Below are 17,590 nucleotides of genomic sequence, written 5' to 3'. Positions count from 1 at the left end.
CTGGAGGGGCTGCCCGCTTGCGCGGCTACCGCGTGCGCTAGTCATGGGCGCGCGTTCGTCCCGAGGGCCGCTGCCTGGATAGTGGCAACGTTGTGTCGCATCATGTCGATGTAGCTGGCTGCGGGGCCTGAGGCGTCGGTGAGGGTGCCTGAGTACAACGTACCACCTACAAAACCGCAGCGCGGCCATAGGCCGAGCGACACCGGAACGATTACACGTGCTGGGAATGAGCGATCAAGCTCGGCTTCTTGCGGTAAGTATGTGATCCGGGTGGCTTCGCGGGTTGTGCATTTGCCGTAGATGGGGCGGAGAATGCCTGCGATACCTTTCAGGAGGGTCGACTTTCCTGCCCCGTTTGGGCCAACCATCGCAGTCAGAGACCCGGTTTGTAAGGTTCCATTGACGTGATCGACGACAGGCTTGCCGCTATAACCTAGTGTCAGGTCAAGGAAATCAAGGCAGATGCGGGCCATCAAATGTTCGCCGGTTCTGTGGTCATAGCTAGGTGACAGGCACCAAATATTTGCAATGATATAACATGTTTTATGTTCGCATATGTGATCCCTTTCGCGCCGCGGAGCAGACATCCCTTGCAGTTCGTCAAATCCTGTGGGGGAGGATATAATTCGGCGGTTGGTGCAACGCCCCGCGCGGGCGCGCCTAGTCTGGACCACTACAGCTCGACCATCGCGTCATTGACACTTTTGCCGTTTCATCTACGCCTTATCCGACACGTCATCGCGTTCATCGCGATGATTGTGTTCGTACTCCCGACCACCAGCGCACCGGATCAACTATTCGCTGCGGTTGCTGGCCAGTCGGGCTGGGGCGTCGAAGGCGGACTGCATGGTCACGTGCACGAACATGACGACCCGACATTGACCGCTTCACAAGCGGGAAACCCGGATGCAAAGCACTCGCACGGCCACAACCAGGCCGATCATTCGCACGACGCAACGGGTTTGGTTGCTTCTTCATCAGCGCCGCTCACCTATCGCCAGCGATCATGGCAGACCCGCCGGGTTGGCTTGCCGCTTTCGCACACCCCATTTTTGCTAGACCGTCCACCGAGACCCGTAGTCGCCCTGTAATCGTGCCGCATCAGCGGCCAAACTCATCGACTAATGGATACTCGCATGACCGCTATCGCTCATCGATACGGGCAGACGCTTGCGCGCGCAACACGCGGCCACCTGCTCGTCTCATCCCTACTGCTTTTTTTCGCCCTTTCCCTTCTAAGCGGAGCCGCGTTTGGCCACGCCGTGGCAGAAGGAGATAAGGGGTACATCCAGGAGATTTCAGGCGTTCACCTGATGTCGTTCATCTACCTGGGTGCCAAGCACATGGTCACGGGCTATGACCATATCCTCTTCCTGCTTGGCGTCATCTTCTTCCTGTATCGGCTCAAGCACATTGGCCTTTACGTCAGTCTGTTTGCCCTTGGACACTCCACGACGATGTTGTTGGGCGTGTACTTCAACGTGGGCATCAACAGCTACGTCATTGACGCGATCATTGGGCTATCCGTCGTGTACAAGGCGCTCGACAACATGGGAGCCTTTCAACGATGGTTGGGCTTCCAGCCCAATACGAAGGCAGCCACATTGATATTTGGCTTCTTCCATGGCTTCGGGCTGTCGTCAAAGATCATCGAATACAACATCTCGCCAGACGGGCTGGTGCCAAACCTGCTTGCGTTTAACGTCGGTGTCGAAATCGGCCAATTGCTCGCCCTGTCCGCGATTCTCATCGTCATGGGCTACTGGCGTCGGACCGACAGCTTCTTCCGCCACGCGTACTCTGCCAACGTCGTGATGATGTGTGCTGGATTCGTCCTGATTGGCTACCAACTTACCGGCCTGTTTGTGGCCTGAAATTCAAGGATTCCCTGACATGTACAACACCGATAAGCCCACGCGCGAAGAACTGCCAACGTCCGCGCAACTAAAACGGTCCACGTTTATTGCTGCCGTCAGCGCCGCATTCCTGTTGGTCACCATCGTGCTTCCGTCTGAATACGGTATAGATCCCACTCGCATCGGGCGCCTGTTGGGTCTGACAGAAATGGGCCAGATCAAGACTCAGTTGGCTGCGGAAGCCGCCGCTGACGCGGCCAGCGATGGCGCAAGCGCTTCCGGCGGAGCCGATCAAAAGGCTGTTTTGAATCGGCTCGAGCGCATAGAGACTCTGCTCGTTCGTGGTGCCATCCCGAATGCAACGGCAGCAGGTCTTGCTGCTCCGGGGGCTTCAGACGCGCCAGCAACGCCTGTGAAGCCTGCCCCAACTGTGCCGGCGAACACGCAGCCCGTATCGACTACGCCGCCAGCTGTAACCGCATCATCGGGAGCCGCTGCCTCCAAAAAAATGGCGGGACGATCTGACGAAGTGTCCTTCCAGCTCGCGCCCGGACAGGGCGCGGAAATCAAGCTCGTCATGAAGGAAGGCGCACAGGCCAAATTCAGCTGGGCATCGAAAGGCGGATCGGTCAACTTCGATACGCACGGAGACACCAAAGGAAAGTCCATCAGCTACGAAAAGGGGCGGGGCGTGGACGCTGATGACGGTGTACTGGAAGCTGCTTTCGACGGAAACCATGGCTGGTTCTGGCGCAATCGGAACGGCGCCACATTGACCGTCACTCTAAAGACCAATGGGGACTACGCGGAAATTCGACGCGTTCTTTAACTGGCAGTCTACCGGCGGGCGGGAAATTTGCCGTTTCCCGTCCGCCACTTCGCCGCCATTCGCCTCTGCCCGCCTAGGCCGGCCGTGGCCGTATATCTGCCCGAAAGCGCCGCACCATTTTGTTCTCCGGTTGTGGCAGGGGCCACAATCAATCGGAAATCCCATTCATGAACTCTCGCCGCTCTCAGGCGCGCCCAATCTCCGCGCAGTCTAGGAACCCATTAGCTACCTGGTTGACAGAAACGAAGGAATTCCTCTCCGCATTGGTCTCTAATCCTCTATCAATGGGCGCCGTACTGCCTTCAAGCGCTGCGCTTGCCGCTGCGATAACAGCGTCGGTGCAGCCGGGGCCCGGGAGAGTCCTGGAGCTTGGATGCGGCACAGGCGTGTTCACCCGAGAGATCCTGCGGAAAGGTGTCTCGCCGGCAAGGCTCATCTTGGTAGAGCGGGACGCTACCTTGAGCCAAGGGCTGAAGGTCCAGTTCCCTGCCGCTACCGTACTTCAAGTGCTTGCTCAGGATTTATGTCCGGTCCAGTATCCCGAGCTCAAAGAAGTTTCGACCACGGTCTGCGGCTTGCCATTGCTGAACATGAGCGGTCTAGAGCACGAGCGAGTTCTTCGGACGGTCTTTGATGTCATGGTGCCTCAGGGTGCTTTGTATTTGTTCACCTATGGATTTCGTTGCCCCGTCTCGCAATCGGTTCTCGACAAATTCGAACTATCTTTCAGTCTGGTCAGCTTTGTGGCTCGTAATCTCCCCCCAGCGTCCGTTTACCGAATAGCCAAGCGAACCTATGTGACACGAGGCGGCCTCGCTGCCGGCTGTCCCGAAGGCGCTCGTCTGTAAAAGAGTGAGAGTCCAGGCGTGTCGCGCTTATCTGGGGAGGGAGCGCTGGCACCAAATGCTCCAGCATGTTTCTGTGTATGATGCTTCCATCATGAGCAAAGCAAGCCCCCTACAGCCACACCATCATCAAGATGCGGTCTCCAAGCGGTTAAAGCGAGCCGACGGCCATCTGCGCAGCATTTTGCAGATGATGGAAGATGGTAGGTCCTGTTTAGAACTGGCCCAGCAGCTGCATGCTGTGGAGAAGGCGATTTCTCAGGCAAAAAAGGTGCTGATACAGGATCACATCGATCACTGTCTTGAGAGTGCGATTGGGACGGTCAGTGCGGAGAGTCAGCGTACGATCGACGAATTCAAGGAAATCACGAAGTACCTGTAGGCCTACAGCCCCATGTCGCCGCTTCCGTGACTTAGTCTGTGACTTTCGAGGCGGCTTCCGCCCGTAGTCTTTCTACTTCAGCCTGATACTCCGGGCCACTTTTCAGGCGCTGGTACTCCGCATAGCTACGGCGATACGCCGGGCTGAAGACATCGATTGGCCCCCGGCCGCGGTAGAAGCGGTCCATGCCTGAGCGCTGCCACATCGCTACATCAGCCCGCACCTCTATTCGGCTTAGGCCCGACGTTCCAGTTTGGGCGCTCGTGCACGCGGACAAGACCGCTGCGCACGCGCACAAGAAGAGAGTTCGCGTCATATTTTCAAGTCCATTGGCAATTTTGGTTCTCGAGGAAGGAGGGCCCTATATGGCATTTCGGATGCTTATGGTTGAATCGCCCGGAAGCGCGAATCCGATGGAGACCAAGTTTCCTTGGCAGCTGGCGAAACTACGCCCGCCGTGCATTCGGGCAATCGCAGCGACGATTGCAAGCCCCAGACCGTGGTGTTGTTGTTGATCTCTGCGAGAACTATCGGCGCGGTAGAAACGGTGAAATAGCATAGGGAGATCTGCGGCCGGAATCGACTCTCCTTCGTTCACGACCCGCACGGTGAGGCAGGGGCTATCGCAGATATTCACTTCGACTGTCGAGCCGCGATTCGCATAACGCAGTGCATTCGAGAGCAAATTAGAGACCGCTCTCTGCAGAAGCTTCCTGTCGACCGCTGCTTGTGCTTCGCCTGTCACCTGTACTATTACTTCGCTTTCGGCGGCCTCCGCCTCGTGATATGCCACCACTTCTTCCAGAGCGCGTGCGACGCTCTCCACCTGCGAACGCCGGGCTTGGACGCCCCGGTCTGCGCGTGAGAGAAAGAGCATGTCGTTCACGACCTCCGCCATATGCTGCGCATCTTCTAAACTGGATGCGACCACCTCCCGGAAGGCGAGTACGTCCAACTGCTGGGTCAGCGAAAGTTCCAGATTGCCCACCAGCGTTGCCAGGGGAGTGCGCAGTTCGTGCGCGACGTCCATATTGAACGACTCTAGCTGTAGGTATGCAATTTCAAGCCGTTGCAGCAGCGAATTGAATTGTTCGATCAGTGGCTGCAGCTCCAATGCCTGGCCTTCACCGCTCAAGCGCTGTCCCAACGAATCGGCATCCATGTCCTCCGCTTGTCTCCCAAGCGCCTCTAGCGGAACCAAGCTGCGGTTGATGGCAAACGCGGTGCAAGCCGAAACAACTGCTGCTCCGCCGAGGGCACAGACCAACAATGCCCATGCCAAGGCGGTCCGTAGCTTGGCGTCAGACGACACGTCCATGGAAAGGCTCGCTGAAATGCCGTCGCCGGAACCCTGAAGAGTTGGGAGCTGAAAGTCCAACGTCCTTTCTTGGCGAGCATTGCTTTCACGGGCTACTACGGGATTGCCGAAATTTAGTTTGGTATCTCCCACCTTCAACGTGAGGAAGAAGTCGGAGCTTTTAGAAAAAAGGTCCGTCAAGCTGTGCTGCAAATCCTGATAGTCTTTCCCGCTCGCTTCGTGCTCGCTAACAAGATGATGAACAACTTGACCTTTTTGCTCCAGCAACGCGTCTTGTCGCGAAGCCAAATTCCAGTTTGCTATGGTGTAAACCGCGATGCCGACAACGCTGAGGACCACGAACGTTTGCAAGGCCAGCCACGTAGACAACTGTCCGCTTAAAGAGCGCGGTGCGCTGGGCGCGGCGCTCACCATCCTTTCCTGTGTTCGCAGATGTAGCCCATACCCCGCATTGTGTGCAGCAACTTTTCTGGAAAAGGGTCGTCAACCTTGGCGCGCAAGCGTCGCATAGCGACCTCTACTACATTCGTGTTGCTTTTGAAATTGATGTCCCAAACTTGCTCGGCTAACGTCATTCTTGAAAGTACCTCCCCCTGGCGTCGCATCAATAGCGCCAGTAAGGCGAACTCTTTTGAGGTGAGATCAAGACGGCGTCCGGCCCGCATGGCTTTTCTTGAAAGAAGGTCGAGATTCAAATCTGCAACCTCCAGTCGGCTGGAAAGTGGGGCGGGGGAAGCTTGTCCGGAAGCCCGGCGACCAAGCGCAAACACTCGGGCTAAAAGCTCGGATAGCGAAAACGGCTTGGAAAGATAGTCATCCGCGCCTTCGTGCAGTCCCGCCACCCTGTCTTCGACGTCAGCGCGCGCCGTTAGAATCAATACCGGCGTTTGCTTGCGCTGCCTCAGGCAGCGCAGTAGCTCAATGCCGTCGATGCCTGGAAGCATCCAGTCGAGAAGGATGACATCGAACTCCAATTCCAAGGCCAGGTGGAGCCCATTGATGCCATCGTACGAACATTCGACTACGTGGCCGTTTTCCTGCAATGCACGGCGCAAGTAGTCAGCCAGTTTTGTCTCGTTCTCGACGACTAGTATCTTCATATTCAGCGCTCCTATGCGGGTAGGCTCGCAGTTGCCCGCACACTAAGGCATGTGGCGCTTAGACCGGGATCTCGGCGGGCCCACAATGCCCAGCTACATCACGATCCGGGGGTGTAGACCTCTTTGAGCCAGGCCTTTTCTTCCGGTGACATGTCTTCCATTTCCTGAATAACTTGTGCGCGGGTCTTCGTTGACTTTTGCGTCCATGCGGGTTTCGCGATGTTCAGATTCTTAAAGTACCACTCTCGCTTGTCGGATTTCGCCGCCAGCAGTTCTTGATGTACCTCATCTGCCGACTTTCCTGGCGCCGACTCGCCAGTGTGAGTGACATAGCCAATTTCCGTATTCTCTATGTGCCAGGGAGCCGCCTGAACAAATGTGGTGGTGGCACCAAGGATCAATAGCGCTGCGACGTGGCGGATTTTCATGGGGTGTCCTTCTAGGTCAGGGTTGCGTATGGTCGCCCTCGGGTGCTTTCGGGCTATGACTACTTTAAGAAGTTGACCCCGGCAATTTGCTGGCGGCGACATTACATTTGCGCAAGCATCGCTGTCCATAGTCGAATTTCACTATCCACCCGCGCCGCTCAGTTCGTGCCTTCTTGGGGCGGGAAAAACCAGTTCCACATAGACACGTTGGGTGCCGTGGATAAAGTCCACCTGATCGAATTTGGCTTCAGCCTTTCTTCGCGCTGCGACGCCCATGTCAAAGAGGTTGAATGCCCGGTCTGCGATCTGGGCAAGCAAGGTTGCGATTGAATCCGGGGACCGTGGTGGGACCACCCAGCCGTCGATGCCGCGGGTAATGTTCTCTGGTAGGCCGGCGTACTCAGTGACGATGACGGGCTTTCCGCAGGCCATCATTTCACGACATGCGAAAGAGATAGTCTCCACCCGGTGCGATAGAACAAAGCCCACATCGATCGCCGAAATGAACGGCCTGACGTCGTCCAGTATCCCCACATAGCTGAAACGACCTTCCATGCCCAGCCCTCGTATTTCCGCGAGGTCAGCGCTGGATATAGGGCCCCCTGCGACCGCTACATGGAAGCCCTCTCGCACTGCCAGAGGCAGGCGGGCAACAGCGCGGACCATGTCCATCCAGCTCTTGTACTCGCCCGTCCCTGCATTACTTCCCAGCACGATGCGGCCGGCTAGCTCTTTGCCGAAGTAGCGCGCTCTCATGCCGCTTTTCTCCTCCGCGCTAGAGGGGCGAAAGGTTGTCGTATCGACGCCGTTGAATACCGTGGATATGCCGGCGTTCGCGTATGCCGTCTTTGCGAGCTTCCTGCGGACGTGATCGCATACTGCAATCACGTGATCGGTGCCTAACCATGTGCGGATGCGCGCGCTCAGCGCAGATATGGGCTGATCGTTGTGCTTCGTAAAAACTATCTTTGGTCGTTGCTTCAAAAAGAGAGACGCCAAGATAACAAGCTTGTGATCAGCGGATCCGTTAACGTGCACCACATCGAAATTCTCGCGTTCGAGCAAGGCACGCAATTTTCTTGCCGGAGCGGGCATCCGGTATAGACGAGATGAAAAATCTATGGGGTAAGTTCTGACATCCGGAATATCCGCCGCAAGTCGTAAAAGTGCGCACCCTGGTGGCGCGGCCACACTGATAGAGTGGTGCCCGACCAGGTTTTGCGCCAGGCGAGAGATGTAAATGGCGTGACCGCTGACGTGGGGCCCGACATGAAAGTTTGTATAGAGAATCTTCATCATGATTTTCCTGGAATGAGTCCTTCGCCGCGCTCCTCTAGGAAGCGACGGCGCTTGGAGGCTCAGTCTTTGTCGAGATCCCAGATCAGATGCGCATCTATCTTCAGCTTGTAGGCCGCTTTCAACGCCTCGGCTTGGGCCGCCAATGCGCTGGCAGTCGCTCCGGTGTCCTGACGTTTCGCGATCAGCAGGCTCTGCAGGTCGACCTCGCCGAGGCTGTATGCGCGCTGCATCAACGCGGCATTCTTCAATAGCATTTCCGCGTTCTGGCGAGCGACTTCGGCGGTCAACAAAGTCCCGCGGGCCGCAGCGATGTCGCTTGATGCTTCGACGTCGAGTTGGCGACGCTTGAGTTCAAGTCCTTGATACGAAACATCCGCGCTGGCCGCCGCTTGATCGGCACGCTTTATCCGCGCGCCTCCGGGGATAGGTATGCTGACGCGCACACCCCAATAACGTTCGGCGCCGCCGCGTTCGGAGGCGGTATATAGACCTACGGTTGGATCGGGAACGCGTTCGGCTCGCGCTCGGGCCGCAGCCGCTTGGGATTGGGCCAATTGAGTCTGGACAATCTGAAGATCCTCGCTTGCGTCGATGATTCGAGTCCGAAGCTCGACATCATCTTGCGGCAATTTTTCAGGTAGGGGCAGTTCGGTCGGTTTGCGCTCAATGCCTGGAAAGCGCATGGACAGGCGGGACCACGCAATATCGCCAAGCATGGCGGCCTGGCTACGTTGTCGGTTTTGATCTGCCAGCTCGGCTTGCGCCAATCCCAAGTCCAGTCGAGAGGCGTCGCCGGCCTTCACACGCCTTTCGACAGCCTGCACACTTTTTTGCACGGTCTCATAGTTGGTCTGGGCAAGGCGATTTGCCGCTTCAGCGTGCAGCCAGTCGACCCAGAGCCTCATCAGCTCAGTGGCGGAGTTGTGTATTTGTGCTCGGTACTTGGCTCGAGCCTCGCTGAGCACGCCGCCGGCGAGCTCCCGATCCGCGTTCGCTTTCCCGGGAAGACGAATCCCTCTGTCCACACCGATGTTCCATTCGTTGTAGTGTTCTCCGGTGTTCACATTGCGGCGCTGCGCGCTAACGGATGGTGTCCACTCATAGGGAGAATCCTCAAGAATTCCGGCCGCGCTGCGGGCAACACGTAAATTCGCGATCGCCGCGGCTACTGCCGGATCCTTGTTAAGCAGCTCGCGGACCTGCATAGTGTCCGGCATTTTGACGTCTGGTTGCGCTGGCGATTTCGCTTGCGCAGGCATCGTTGCGACGAGTACAGCGGCAAAAATATAAGGCTTTATCATTTCTGCCCTCCGGACTGAGCAACCGCGGTGCGCCACATGAGCAATCCCGATTTTCCGAATGTGGCGCTAAGCCGTTCTTCAATCTCGTCCGCCTGCTGGTGGTCGCACAACACCCGGATCTCTACGGCCGCCGCGCGTCCCAAGACCTGTTCCGCCTGGCTCAGCGCGCCAAAAGCGACTCCATGCGCGGCCGCTGTTTGGCGGATGAATACGGGCGACGGCTCCATCACGAGAAGAAGATCCTGTATGCCTTCTTCGACTGAAGGCGTGCAGAGAATGGTGAGGCAAGTTTCAAACATTGGCGTCTCCTCGCTTGCTGAATGCGAAGCGCAGGTAGAGAATCGGAAGGAGTAAGAGGGTGAGCGCTGTGGCGGTAATCAAGCCGCCGATGACGACGATGGCCAGAGGGCGCTGAATCTCAGATCCAGGGCCAGTCGCAAACAACAGGGGAATGAGCCCGAAGGCGGTGATCGAGGCCGTCATCAGAACTGGCCGCAGACGTCGTTTGGCTCCCTGTACTACCACTTCCCGCAAAGAAAGACCTTCCAGCCTCAACTGGTTGAAGTAGCTGACGAGAACGACGCCGTTGAGTACGGTGATCCCAAGAAGCGCAATGAAACCCACAGACGCGGGCACCGACAGGTATTCGCCGGTAAGCCAGAGCGCTACGATGCCGCCTACGAGAGCGAACGGTATGTTGCTCAAGATGAGCAATGACTGCCGCACGGACCTGAACGTTGAGAACAGCAGAATGAAGATCATGCCCAGGGCTACGGGAACAACAACCGTGAGTCGAGCCGCCGCGCGCTGCTGATTTTCAAACTGCCCGCCCCAGGAAATCCGATAGCCGGTCGGCAACGCAACTTTGCTGGCCACCAGCGCCTTGGCCTCTTCAACGAATCCGACCAGGTCGCGGCCGCCGACGTTGGCGATCACGACGCTATATCGGCTACCCATTTCGCGATCAATCTTGACTGGCCCGGCTTCGCGTTCCAATTTGGCGAGCGTCGACAAAGGCACCGTTCTGCCATCTGGCGTGGTTAGGCGCATGGCCGCAAACTCGGCGGGGGACATTCGGGTGCTTTCTGGACCGCGGACGACGATTGGAGTTCGACGGTTGCCTTCGATCGCTTCGCCCGCACGTTGGCCTTCTATCTGAGCGCGAAGCGCGTCCTGAATCGCCTCGACCGATAGTCCAAACTGACCGGCTTGCACCCGATCTACCTTCACCTGCAGATACTGCACGCCGTCGTTTTGAACCGTGTAAACGTCTTGGTTCCCGGGAACCGTTTTCAGTACCGACTCGACTTCTTGAGCGTAGCGGTTGAGCTCATCCAGGTCGGGCCCATAGATCTTGACGGCGAGGTCTCCGCGAACGCCGATGATCATTTCGGATACGCGCATTTCGATCGGCTGCGTGAAGCTGTATTCGATGCCGGGCATGGGGTCCAAGACCTTGCGAATTTCATCCATGAGCGCTTCCTTGCTGCCCATACGCCACTCCTCCCGCGGCTTGAGAAGAAGGTACGTGTCGGTCTGGTTCAAACCCATGGGATCAAGCCCAATCTCGTCGGACCCCGCACGAGCCACGATGCCCCTGATTTCAGGTATCGAGCCCATCAGGGCTTGATGAATGCGCATATCCAGCTGGGCGCTTTCTTCAAGGCTGATGGAGGGAAGCTTCTCGATACCGACAATCAGGTCACCTTCATCCATCGTCGGCATAAACGTCTTGCCGACCTGGGTGTAGATGACTGCGGCGCCGAGCAACATTGCGATTGCGCAACCGGCAACGAGTTTCTGTCGCTTCATTACCCACTCAAGAGTGGGCTCATACAAGCTAAGCAGTTTGCGGGGTAGCCAAGGCTCGTGATGGCTGACCTCTTTCAACAGGTAGGAGGACAGAACGGGAATTACGGTGAGCGACAGAACCAGCGATCCTGCGAGTGCAAATACGATGGAGATCGCGACAGGTACGAAGAACTTTCCTTCGAGGCCTTGTAGCGTCAGTAACGGGAGAAACACCGTGATGATGATGAGAATGCCGGCGGTCACCGGAACGGAAACCTCTCTCACCGCTCGATAGATCGTATGGAGTCGCGGGACCTTTCCTGCAGTGGGGTCACTGGCGATGCGTTGGACGATGTTCTCAACTACCACGACTGCGGCATCTACCAACATGCCGATGGCGATCGCCAGGCCCCCCAAGCTCATTAAGTTGGCGGACATGCCGAAAAAACGCATGAGGATGAAGGTGCTTAATGCTGCCAGCGGCAATACCAAGGCGACGGTAAGCGCGGCGCGCAGGTTCCCAAGAAACGCGCCAAGCAGCACGATCACCAGCGCGGTGGCTTCGAGCAACGCTTTCGAGACGGCTCCCACCGCTCGATCGACTAGCAGTGCGCGGTCATAGAATGGCTTGATCGTCACTCCAGCAGGGAGGGTCGGCTGAAGCTCTGCCAGTTTTGCCTGGACGCCTTCGACTACACGTTGCGCATTGGCGCCGGCAAGTCCTAAAACCAGACCCTGCACGGCCTCACCCTTTCCGTCTTGCGTGACCACGCCGTATCGTGTGACGGTTCCCACTTTGACTTCGGCGAGATCTCCCAGACGCAAGGATTTGCCGTTTTCCGAAGGCACGACAATTGCACGGAGGTCGTCTAAATCTCGAACATTTCCTTCGCTTCGAACTAGCAGTACCTCGCCGCCTTCGCCCAGGCGTCCGGCGCCGTCGTTGCGGTTGTTGGCGGAGACGGCGTCGCGTAACTGCTCAGTTGTGACACCAGCCGCGGCCATGCGCAGGGCGTCCGGCACGATTTCGAAAGCGCGTACTACGCCACCGAGTGCGTTGATGTCCGCTACACCAGGCACTGAGCGAAGTGCAGGACGGATCACCCAATCCAATAAGCTCCGTCGCTCTGCGAGCGTTAGGGAGTCGCCCTCGACGGTGAACATGAACATTTCACCTAAGGGGGTTGTGATTGGGGCCATGCCACCTTCGATGCCCGGCGGAAGATTCTCTAGAATCCCTCCAAGCCGCTCACTGACCTGCTGCCGCGCCCAATAAATATCGGTGCCGTCCTCGAAATCGATCGTCACGTCAACCAACCCGTACTTGGTCACCGACCGCAGGATGCGCGTGTTTGGTATGCCAAGCATCTCCACTTCAATGGGTACTGCGATGCGGTTTTCGACCTCCTCTGGTGTCATGCCCGCGGCTTTCATGATCACCTTTACCTGAGTACTCGATACGTCAGGAAAGGCGTCGATAGGCAGCCCTCGGTACGCATACCAACCGGCTCCGGAGAGGATCGCGACCAAGATCAGGATAAAGAGCCGCTGCGAGAGCGAAAACTGAACTAGGCGTTGGAGCATCACTCCTTCTCCCCGTTCTTCAACCAAGCGCCCTTCAAGGCGACGACGCCTGCTGTCGCTATCTGATCGCCATCCTTCAGGGCACCGGACACTCGCGTAACGTTCCCCGCGCTGGCCAGCAATTGGACTGGGCGAGCTTCAAAGCCGTCCTTGCTTCGAACAAAGACATAGGCGTTCTTTCCGTCATGCGCGATGCCAGCAAGTGGAATACTCCATCCTTTCGGTCCTTCGCTCGATGCAAGCTCCGCGCTCAGGATCTCGCCAGGGCGTAGGGGCGTGGCCGATTTTTCCACTTCAGCGCGCACGGTAACGGTCTGCGACCCGGCGTCTACGATTGCTGCGCTGCTGATAAGGCGGGCCGTTACTTCACGCCCTTGGACGGTCACTTGTGAACCTTCCGTCCACGACACGAGCTCCGTCGCTGGTACTTGAATCTGCAGCCAAAGGGTTTCGGTGCTGGAGATTTCTGCAAGGGGCGATGTCGTGTCGATCCGTTGGCCCGGACGCGCGGTGATCGCGTTGACTACGCCCTTGTGGCCGGCGCGGACCGTCAACGTGGATTGGGGCGCGGCCGATTTCTCAAGGCTTTGTATCTCGGACACTGTCATGCCAGTCAAGCGCAATGCAGCCTGAGCTTGAAGCAGAGCCGCCTCTGCCTCACGAAGGGCGGCGTTAGCTTCCTGCACCCGTCGTTGCGGAATGATGCCCTCGGCATACAGGCTACGTTCGCGCTGGAAATTCTGGCGCGCGAGCGACGTCTTGGCCTGGTTCTGGATCATGTCGAGCTGCAGTTGGCCGTATTCGCTGCTCGCGACGGTGAGGAGCGGCGTTCCTTCGTCTACCGCTTGGCCGGGCAGGGCGAGGATCTGTGTAAGCAGACCTGAAACTGGCGAACTGATGACCCGGTCGGCATTCGGCGGCATCACGACTTTAGCGGGATAAGCCGTCTTAACCTGCGGTGAAGCCGAGGACAACGGCAATAACGTGATCCCGAGTGCGGCAATCTGGTCGTCCGCGACAACAAAAGCGGCCGGTCGATCTGCCGCGAATGCGGCCGAATACACGAACAGGCAGCCGACAAGGCACAAGCGAGCGCGGCAGCGCGCCGTGGCCGATAGGTTTTTCATGAGACTCTCTAAGGCGCCAGACAGGCGCAGCAACGCTCGCGCGGCTTCTTGTCGCCGCGAGCGAATTGAACAATCAGCCCTTTGCGGGCATGAAAATCAGAGGGGGAGTGCGCTGCGAGGAGGACGCAGCGGCGGCGCAATGGCCAAGCTTGGCACCTGGGGTCGTGCCAGAGAAGGGTGCGCCGTTAGGTGGGGTAGAAGAAGCGTTTGTGCAACTGCTGGCACAAGGCCAAAGGGATGGTGAGACGCTTCATGTAGAAGCTGATGCTGCGTGTCGGTAAGCTGACCCGGCGCCGCCTCGTCGCCGGCATGACGCTCGGCGTCCGAGACCACAAGAGTCTCTCCATGACTGTCGCTATGAGCGACCCAACCTGTTCCCCAGCCGAGCAGTACCGTGCTCGCCAGCATTGCGGCAAACAGCAGTAATGAAACGGCCTTTTTGATGGGAAGGGGCATAGAACGGGAAGCGGTACTCCGAGATTCGTCTAACGCTGTAGGCCGAAAATCGGGTTAGATCTGGTACAGATCGTATCCTAGCGGGGGGGATGGGGTCAACTTACAATTTCGTAAGGATTGGGTCCCGAAACGGGGGCCTATCCCGCCCCTCCCCGGGGGCAGCATGGTCGCCGTCCCCGGGCCTTTCAAGGTTTCAATGGCAGTGCGAGCCGCCATTTTTGTTGTCTCGGTGGCAACCATTCTTATCGGTGCCGCCGCTATGTGCCAACGCGGATACCGAGACCAGCATAGCGATAACAGCCAAAGCGAGCTTCTTCATAATCGATCTCCTCTCTAGACCAGTCCCTTATGGACGGCGATTAACATTTAATCATGTTTGTATAGAAAAGATACGAAAACCGAAATCGGCGGCAAAGTCGCTATCGCTACTTGGGTCGGTCAGGCCACCGGCGGTGATCATCGTCCACGATGTATTCATGCGAATGATCTTCGGTCGCTCCATGTTCGTCGACCGTAAGGTGCGGATGACCTGGATCGAGGTCTGGATGCTGGTGTTTGACCCGGTCCGGATCGTGCGATGGCCAGATTGCCGCCGCCACGGCAACGGCTGCGCACGCAACACCGCCCATGATGAGGAATGTTGTGCGAGCGCTGGCGTTGGCACTTAGCCAACCCGCAAGCGGATATGTGACAAGCCAGCAGGCGTGCGACAACGCGAACTGTGCTGCAAAAAGCGCAGGGCGATCCTCTTGATGGGCTGAACGCCGTAGCAACCGGCCGGACGGCGTCTGAGCCAGGGAGTAGCCTAGCCCCAACGCTACCCACAAGGGCAACAGCCCCCCATATGACGTCACGGCCATGCCGCCCAATAAGCCAACTGCCAGGACGGCGGCACCCGCCAACATGGCACGCCTGTCGGGGACGCGCTCCAGAATGCCTGGAAGCGTTAAAGCCGCCACCATGGAGCCGGCGCCAAACGCCGCGAGCGCCCACGCAGTTGCGTGTTGCGTGAGTCCATAGCGCCCTTGCACGAGCACCACAGTGTTGACGATCACCATTGAGCTGGCGGCAGCGACGGCCACGTTCAGTGCCAGAAGGCCGCGAAGACGCGGGGTGGCCAGATAAATGCGCAAGCCGCGCGTTGTCCGTTCGTATATGCCGCGGGGAGGAGGGGTTTTCGCTTTTGGCAGCACGACCGAAACCACAAGTGCGGCCGAGGCCAGGAAACCCACCATGGTGCCCCAAAACAGGCTGTGAAAGCTCACGACAGTCAGCAGGAGTGCCGCCAACATTGGGCTGGCGACACTCTCCAGGTCATACGCTAGCCGGGAAAGCGAAAGCGCCCGTGTGTAGTCTGCCTCTTTTGGCAACACGTCCGGGATGGTGGCTTGGAAAGTCGGCGTGAATGCCGCAGACGCGGATTGGAGCAGAAATATGAGGATATAGATCTGCCACGTTTGCGTGACAAAGGGAAGCGTCAGCGCGACGAGTGCGCGTACAAGATCCAAGGCGACCAACATGGCTCGTCTGGGCAGGCGCTCAGCGAAGGCAGCCGCGATAGGCGCGACGCCGATGTAGGCCAGCATCTTGATTGCCAGTGCGGTGCCCAGCACCTCGCCAGCGCTGGCGCCCGCAAGATCGTAGGCCAGTAGACCGAGAGCGACCGTGGCGAGGCCGGTGCCTACCAATGCAACCACTTGCGCGGTGAACAAGTGGCGATACGTTCTGTTGGCAAGGATACTTAGCATTCTTGTTCCTTGATTCAGTTAATCCTACGCATGCAAGGCGCGCATGCCGATCCAACCGTTCAACCCCACATAGATGCCGACGGCGATGATCAATAGGCTGGAGAGATACGGGGCACGACGCGCCACTGTGGAGAACCAGCTGTACCGTTTTGTCGCATGCCGTACGCTCAAGGCCGCAACGGCGCCGACCGTGACCAGCGTGATCGCCAAACCGATGGAAAAACACAGCACGAGAACTGCGCCCAACGTGAATTCCTTGAGTTGCAGGCACAGCAACAGCACGGTGATTGCGGCAGGACAGGGAATGAGCCCGCCCGTCAGTCCGAACAGCGCGATCTGCCAGTTGGTGACGTTCTTGTCCGCAAAGCGACGCCGGATGTCGTTCGCATGCGCCAATTGGTGAGCGTCTTGAAAGCCTTCTCCTGACACGTCCAACCCACGGAGCTCCTCGTGAATGTGGTCGTGCTGATGGGCATCGTTTTCGACAAAGGCAACGTCATAGCTGTGCGCATGATGTCCGTGGCTCAAGGTCAACCGCGCCATGAACTGATGGGGTTCCGGAATCTCGTCGACGGACTCCAGGTATCCGCCACGATCGACAAAAGCAAAACTCTGTACCGAGCCATCCGGACGTTCTATGGAGACGTTGACGTCGGCGGCGCGCCACGCTTGCCCATTGAGTGTCCGCAAACGCCAACGCGGTGGGACTCGGTTTTCGAAGACCTCTAAAACTACCCGGCCATGGCCCGTGTCGATTTCCCGATGCGCTTCGCCGTGAGCATGCGCCTCGTGCGAATGACGATGATCGTGGTCGTGCGGATCGTTCGCGTGTTGTTCGCGCCAAGTGCGCCAGAACATCCAGGCGGCAATCAGCACGATGATCAACCCCGATGCCAGCTGGAAGTAGGGTTCCAGGCCTTCGGCGTCTACACCCTGCCACAAGTACATCCCGCCAAGCCCGATTCCCCACACGATCAAGGTGTGCGAGATGGTTGCTGTGACCCCAAGCAACACGGCTTGGTCAACCGTTCCTCGTATTGCGACGATGAACGCCGCCATCATCGTTTTGGAATGCCCGGGCTCAAGGCCGTGCAACGCACCAAGCAGTATGGCGCTCGGAATGAACAGCCACGCGTGAGAGGCGCCCTGCGCGAGGAGGTCGGAGAATGACAGCATGGTTGCTTCCGCTAGAGGTATTTCGTGATTTTTTTGAACTCGTCGATGGTGCGCCGACGTTCGTCGTTGAGTTCGCCCACCGCATCTTCCAGGCAATGGTCAATGTGGTCTTGAATGAGAATTTTCTTGGCCTGGGATATCGCCTTTTCGACCGCGTGCAACTGCTGGGCAAGGTCCAGGCAGGGACGATGCTCTTCCATCATCTGCAAGATGCTCCGCAAGTGGCCATCGGCGCGCTTGAGTCGCTTCGCGATGGCGTCATGGTGGTGGTGAGGAGTCGATGTCGTCATGCACCGATAGTATCCCCCTAGGGAGGATATGAAGGCAAAAACCATGACTAATACGAGGGA

18 protein-coding genes are annotated in these 17,590 nt (G+C 57.9%); 5 read left to right on the top strand and 13 right to left on the bottom strand.

Going from position 1 to position 17,590, the window contains the following annotated elements; translation table 11 throughout:
- Positions 1-41: 41 nt before the first annotated feature.
- Positions 42-473 (bottom strand): ATP-binding cassette domain-containing protein, encoded by a 432-nt coding sequence (locus WBB14_RS24230; RefSeq protein ID WP_127185749.1) that lies wholly within the window; start codon positions 471-473, stop codon positions 42-44.
- Positions 474-590: 117 nt separating this feature from the next.
- Between WBB14_RS24230 and WBB14_RS24225 the strand changes: the two genes are divergently transcribed.
- The 5 genes from WBB14_RS24225 (at position 591) to WBB14_RS24205 (ending at position 3,912) form a co-directional block, all read left to right on the top strand.
- Positions 591-1,091 carry a hypothetical protein gene (locus WBB14_RS24225; protein ID WP_127185748.1) on the top strand — a complete coding sequence of 167 codons (501 nt, stop codon included), beginning with the start codon at positions 591-593 and terminating at the stop codon, positions 1,089-1,091.
- 45 nt (positions 1,092-1,136) lie between these two features.
- Positions 1,137-1,874: a HupE/UreJ family protein gene (locus WBB14_RS24220; protein ID WP_081397462.1), complete on the top strand. Its 738-nt coding sequence runs from the start codon at positions 1,137-1,139 to the stop codon at positions 1,872-1,874.
- 19 nt (positions 1,875-1,893) lie between these two features.
- On the top strand, positions 1,894-2,685 hold the full coding sequence (locus WBB14_RS24215; RefSeq protein WP_127185747.1) for a hypothetical protein: 792 nt from the start codon (positions 1,894-1,896) through the stop codon (positions 2,683-2,685).
- Positions 2,686-2,852: 167 nt separating this feature from the next.
- Positions 2,853-3,533: a class I SAM-dependent methyltransferase gene (locus tag WBB14_RS24210; RefSeq protein ID WP_076469037.1), complete on the top strand. Its 681-nt coding sequence runs from the start codon at positions 2,853-2,855 to the stop codon at positions 3,531-3,533.
- A gap of 91 nt (positions 3,534-3,624) precedes the next feature.
- Entirely contained in the window at positions 3,625-3,912 is a 288-nt protein-coding gene (locus tag WBB14_RS24205) for a metal-sensing transcriptional repressor (protein WP_127185746.1), read from the top strand.
- Positions 3,913-4,273: 361 nt separating this feature from the next.
- Here WBB14_RS24205 and WBB14_RS24200 read toward each other — a convergent pair whose 3' ends face one another.
- The 12 genes from WBB14_RS24200 to WBB14_RS24145 form a co-directional block, all read right to left on the bottom strand.
- Entirely contained in the window at positions 4,274-5,641 is a 1,368-nt protein-coding gene (locus WBB14_RS24200; protein ID WP_280026967.1) for a heavy metal sensor histidine kinase, read from the bottom strand.
- Entirely contained in the window at positions 5,638-6,330 is a 693-nt protein-coding gene (locus tag WBB14_RS24195; RefSeq protein WP_127185743.1) for a heavy metal response regulator transcription factor, read from the bottom strand. Before WBB14_RS24195 ends, WBB14_RS24200 begins: the two co-directional genes overlap by 4 nt.
- Positions 6,331-6,428: 98 nt before the next feature.
- Complete coding sequence (locus WBB14_RS24190; protein ID WP_076469031.1) at positions 6,429-6,758, bottom strand: hypothetical protein; 330 nt, start codon at positions 6,756-6,758, stop codon at positions 6,429-6,431.
- Between the two features lie 141 nt (positions 6,759-6,899).
- A complete protein-coding gene (locus tag WBB14_RS24185) occupies positions 6,900-8,057 on the bottom strand; it encodes a glycosyltransferase (RefSeq protein ID WP_280026966.1) in 1,158 nt (385 codons plus the stop codon).
- A gap of 59 nt (positions 8,058-8,116) precedes the next feature.
- Positions 8,117-9,358: a TolC family protein gene (locus tag WBB14_RS24180; protein WP_127185742.1), complete on the bottom strand. Its 1,242-nt coding sequence runs from the start codon at positions 9,356-9,358 to the stop codon at positions 8,117-8,119.
- Positions 9,355-9,657, bottom strand: coding sequence for a DUF3240 family protein (locus WBB14_RS24175; protein WP_076469030.1), 303 nt, complete (start codon positions 9,655-9,657; stop codon positions 9,355-9,357). Before WBB14_RS24175 ends, WBB14_RS24180 begins: the two co-directional genes overlap by 4 nt.
- Positions 9,650-12,733 (bottom strand): efflux RND transporter permease subunit, encoded by a 3,084-nt coding sequence (locus tag WBB14_RS24170; protein WP_127185741.1) that lies wholly within the window; start codon positions 12,731-12,733, stop codon positions 9,650-9,652. Before WBB14_RS24170 ends, WBB14_RS24175 begins: the two co-directional genes overlap by 8 nt.
- Entirely contained in the window at positions 12,733-13,860 is a 1,128-nt protein-coding gene (locus WBB14_RS24165; RefSeq protein ID WP_081397439.1) for an efflux RND transporter periplasmic adaptor subunit, read from the bottom strand. The genes WBB14_RS24170 and WBB14_RS24165 overlap by 1 nt, the downstream gene beginning before the upstream one ends.
- Positions 13,861-14,509: 649 nt before the next feature.
- On the bottom strand, positions 14,510-14,635 hold the full coding sequence (locus tag WBB14_RS24160; protein ID WP_127185740.1) for a YHYH domain-containing protein: 126 nt from the start codon (positions 14,633-14,635) through the stop codon (positions 14,510-14,512).
- 106 nt (positions 14,636-14,741) lie between these two features.
- On the bottom strand, positions 14,742-16,064 hold the full coding sequence (locus WBB14_RS24155) for an MFS transporter (protein WP_127185739.1): 1,323 nt from the start codon (positions 16,062-16,064) through the stop codon (positions 14,742-14,744).
- Between the two features lie 24 nt (positions 16,065-16,088).
- Complete coding sequence (locus WBB14_RS24150; protein ID WP_127185738.1) at positions 16,089-17,240, bottom strand: nickel/cobalt efflux transporter; 1,152 nt, start codon at positions 17,238-17,240, stop codon at positions 16,089-16,091.
- 11 nt (positions 17,241-17,251) lie between these two features.
- Entirely contained in the window at positions 17,252-17,530 is a 279-nt protein-coding gene (locus WBB14_RS24145) for a metal-sensing transcriptional repressor (protein ID WP_127185737.1), read from the bottom strand.
- Positions 17,531-17,590: the final 60 nt, after the last annotated feature.

The sequence above is a fragment of the Achromobacter sp. genome (assembly GCF_049647645.1).
GTDB lineage: Bacteria > Pseudomonadota > Gammaproteobacteria > Burkholderiales > Burkholderiaceae_B > Achromobacter.
This window is presented reverse-complemented; position numbering and strand designations above follow the sequence as displayed.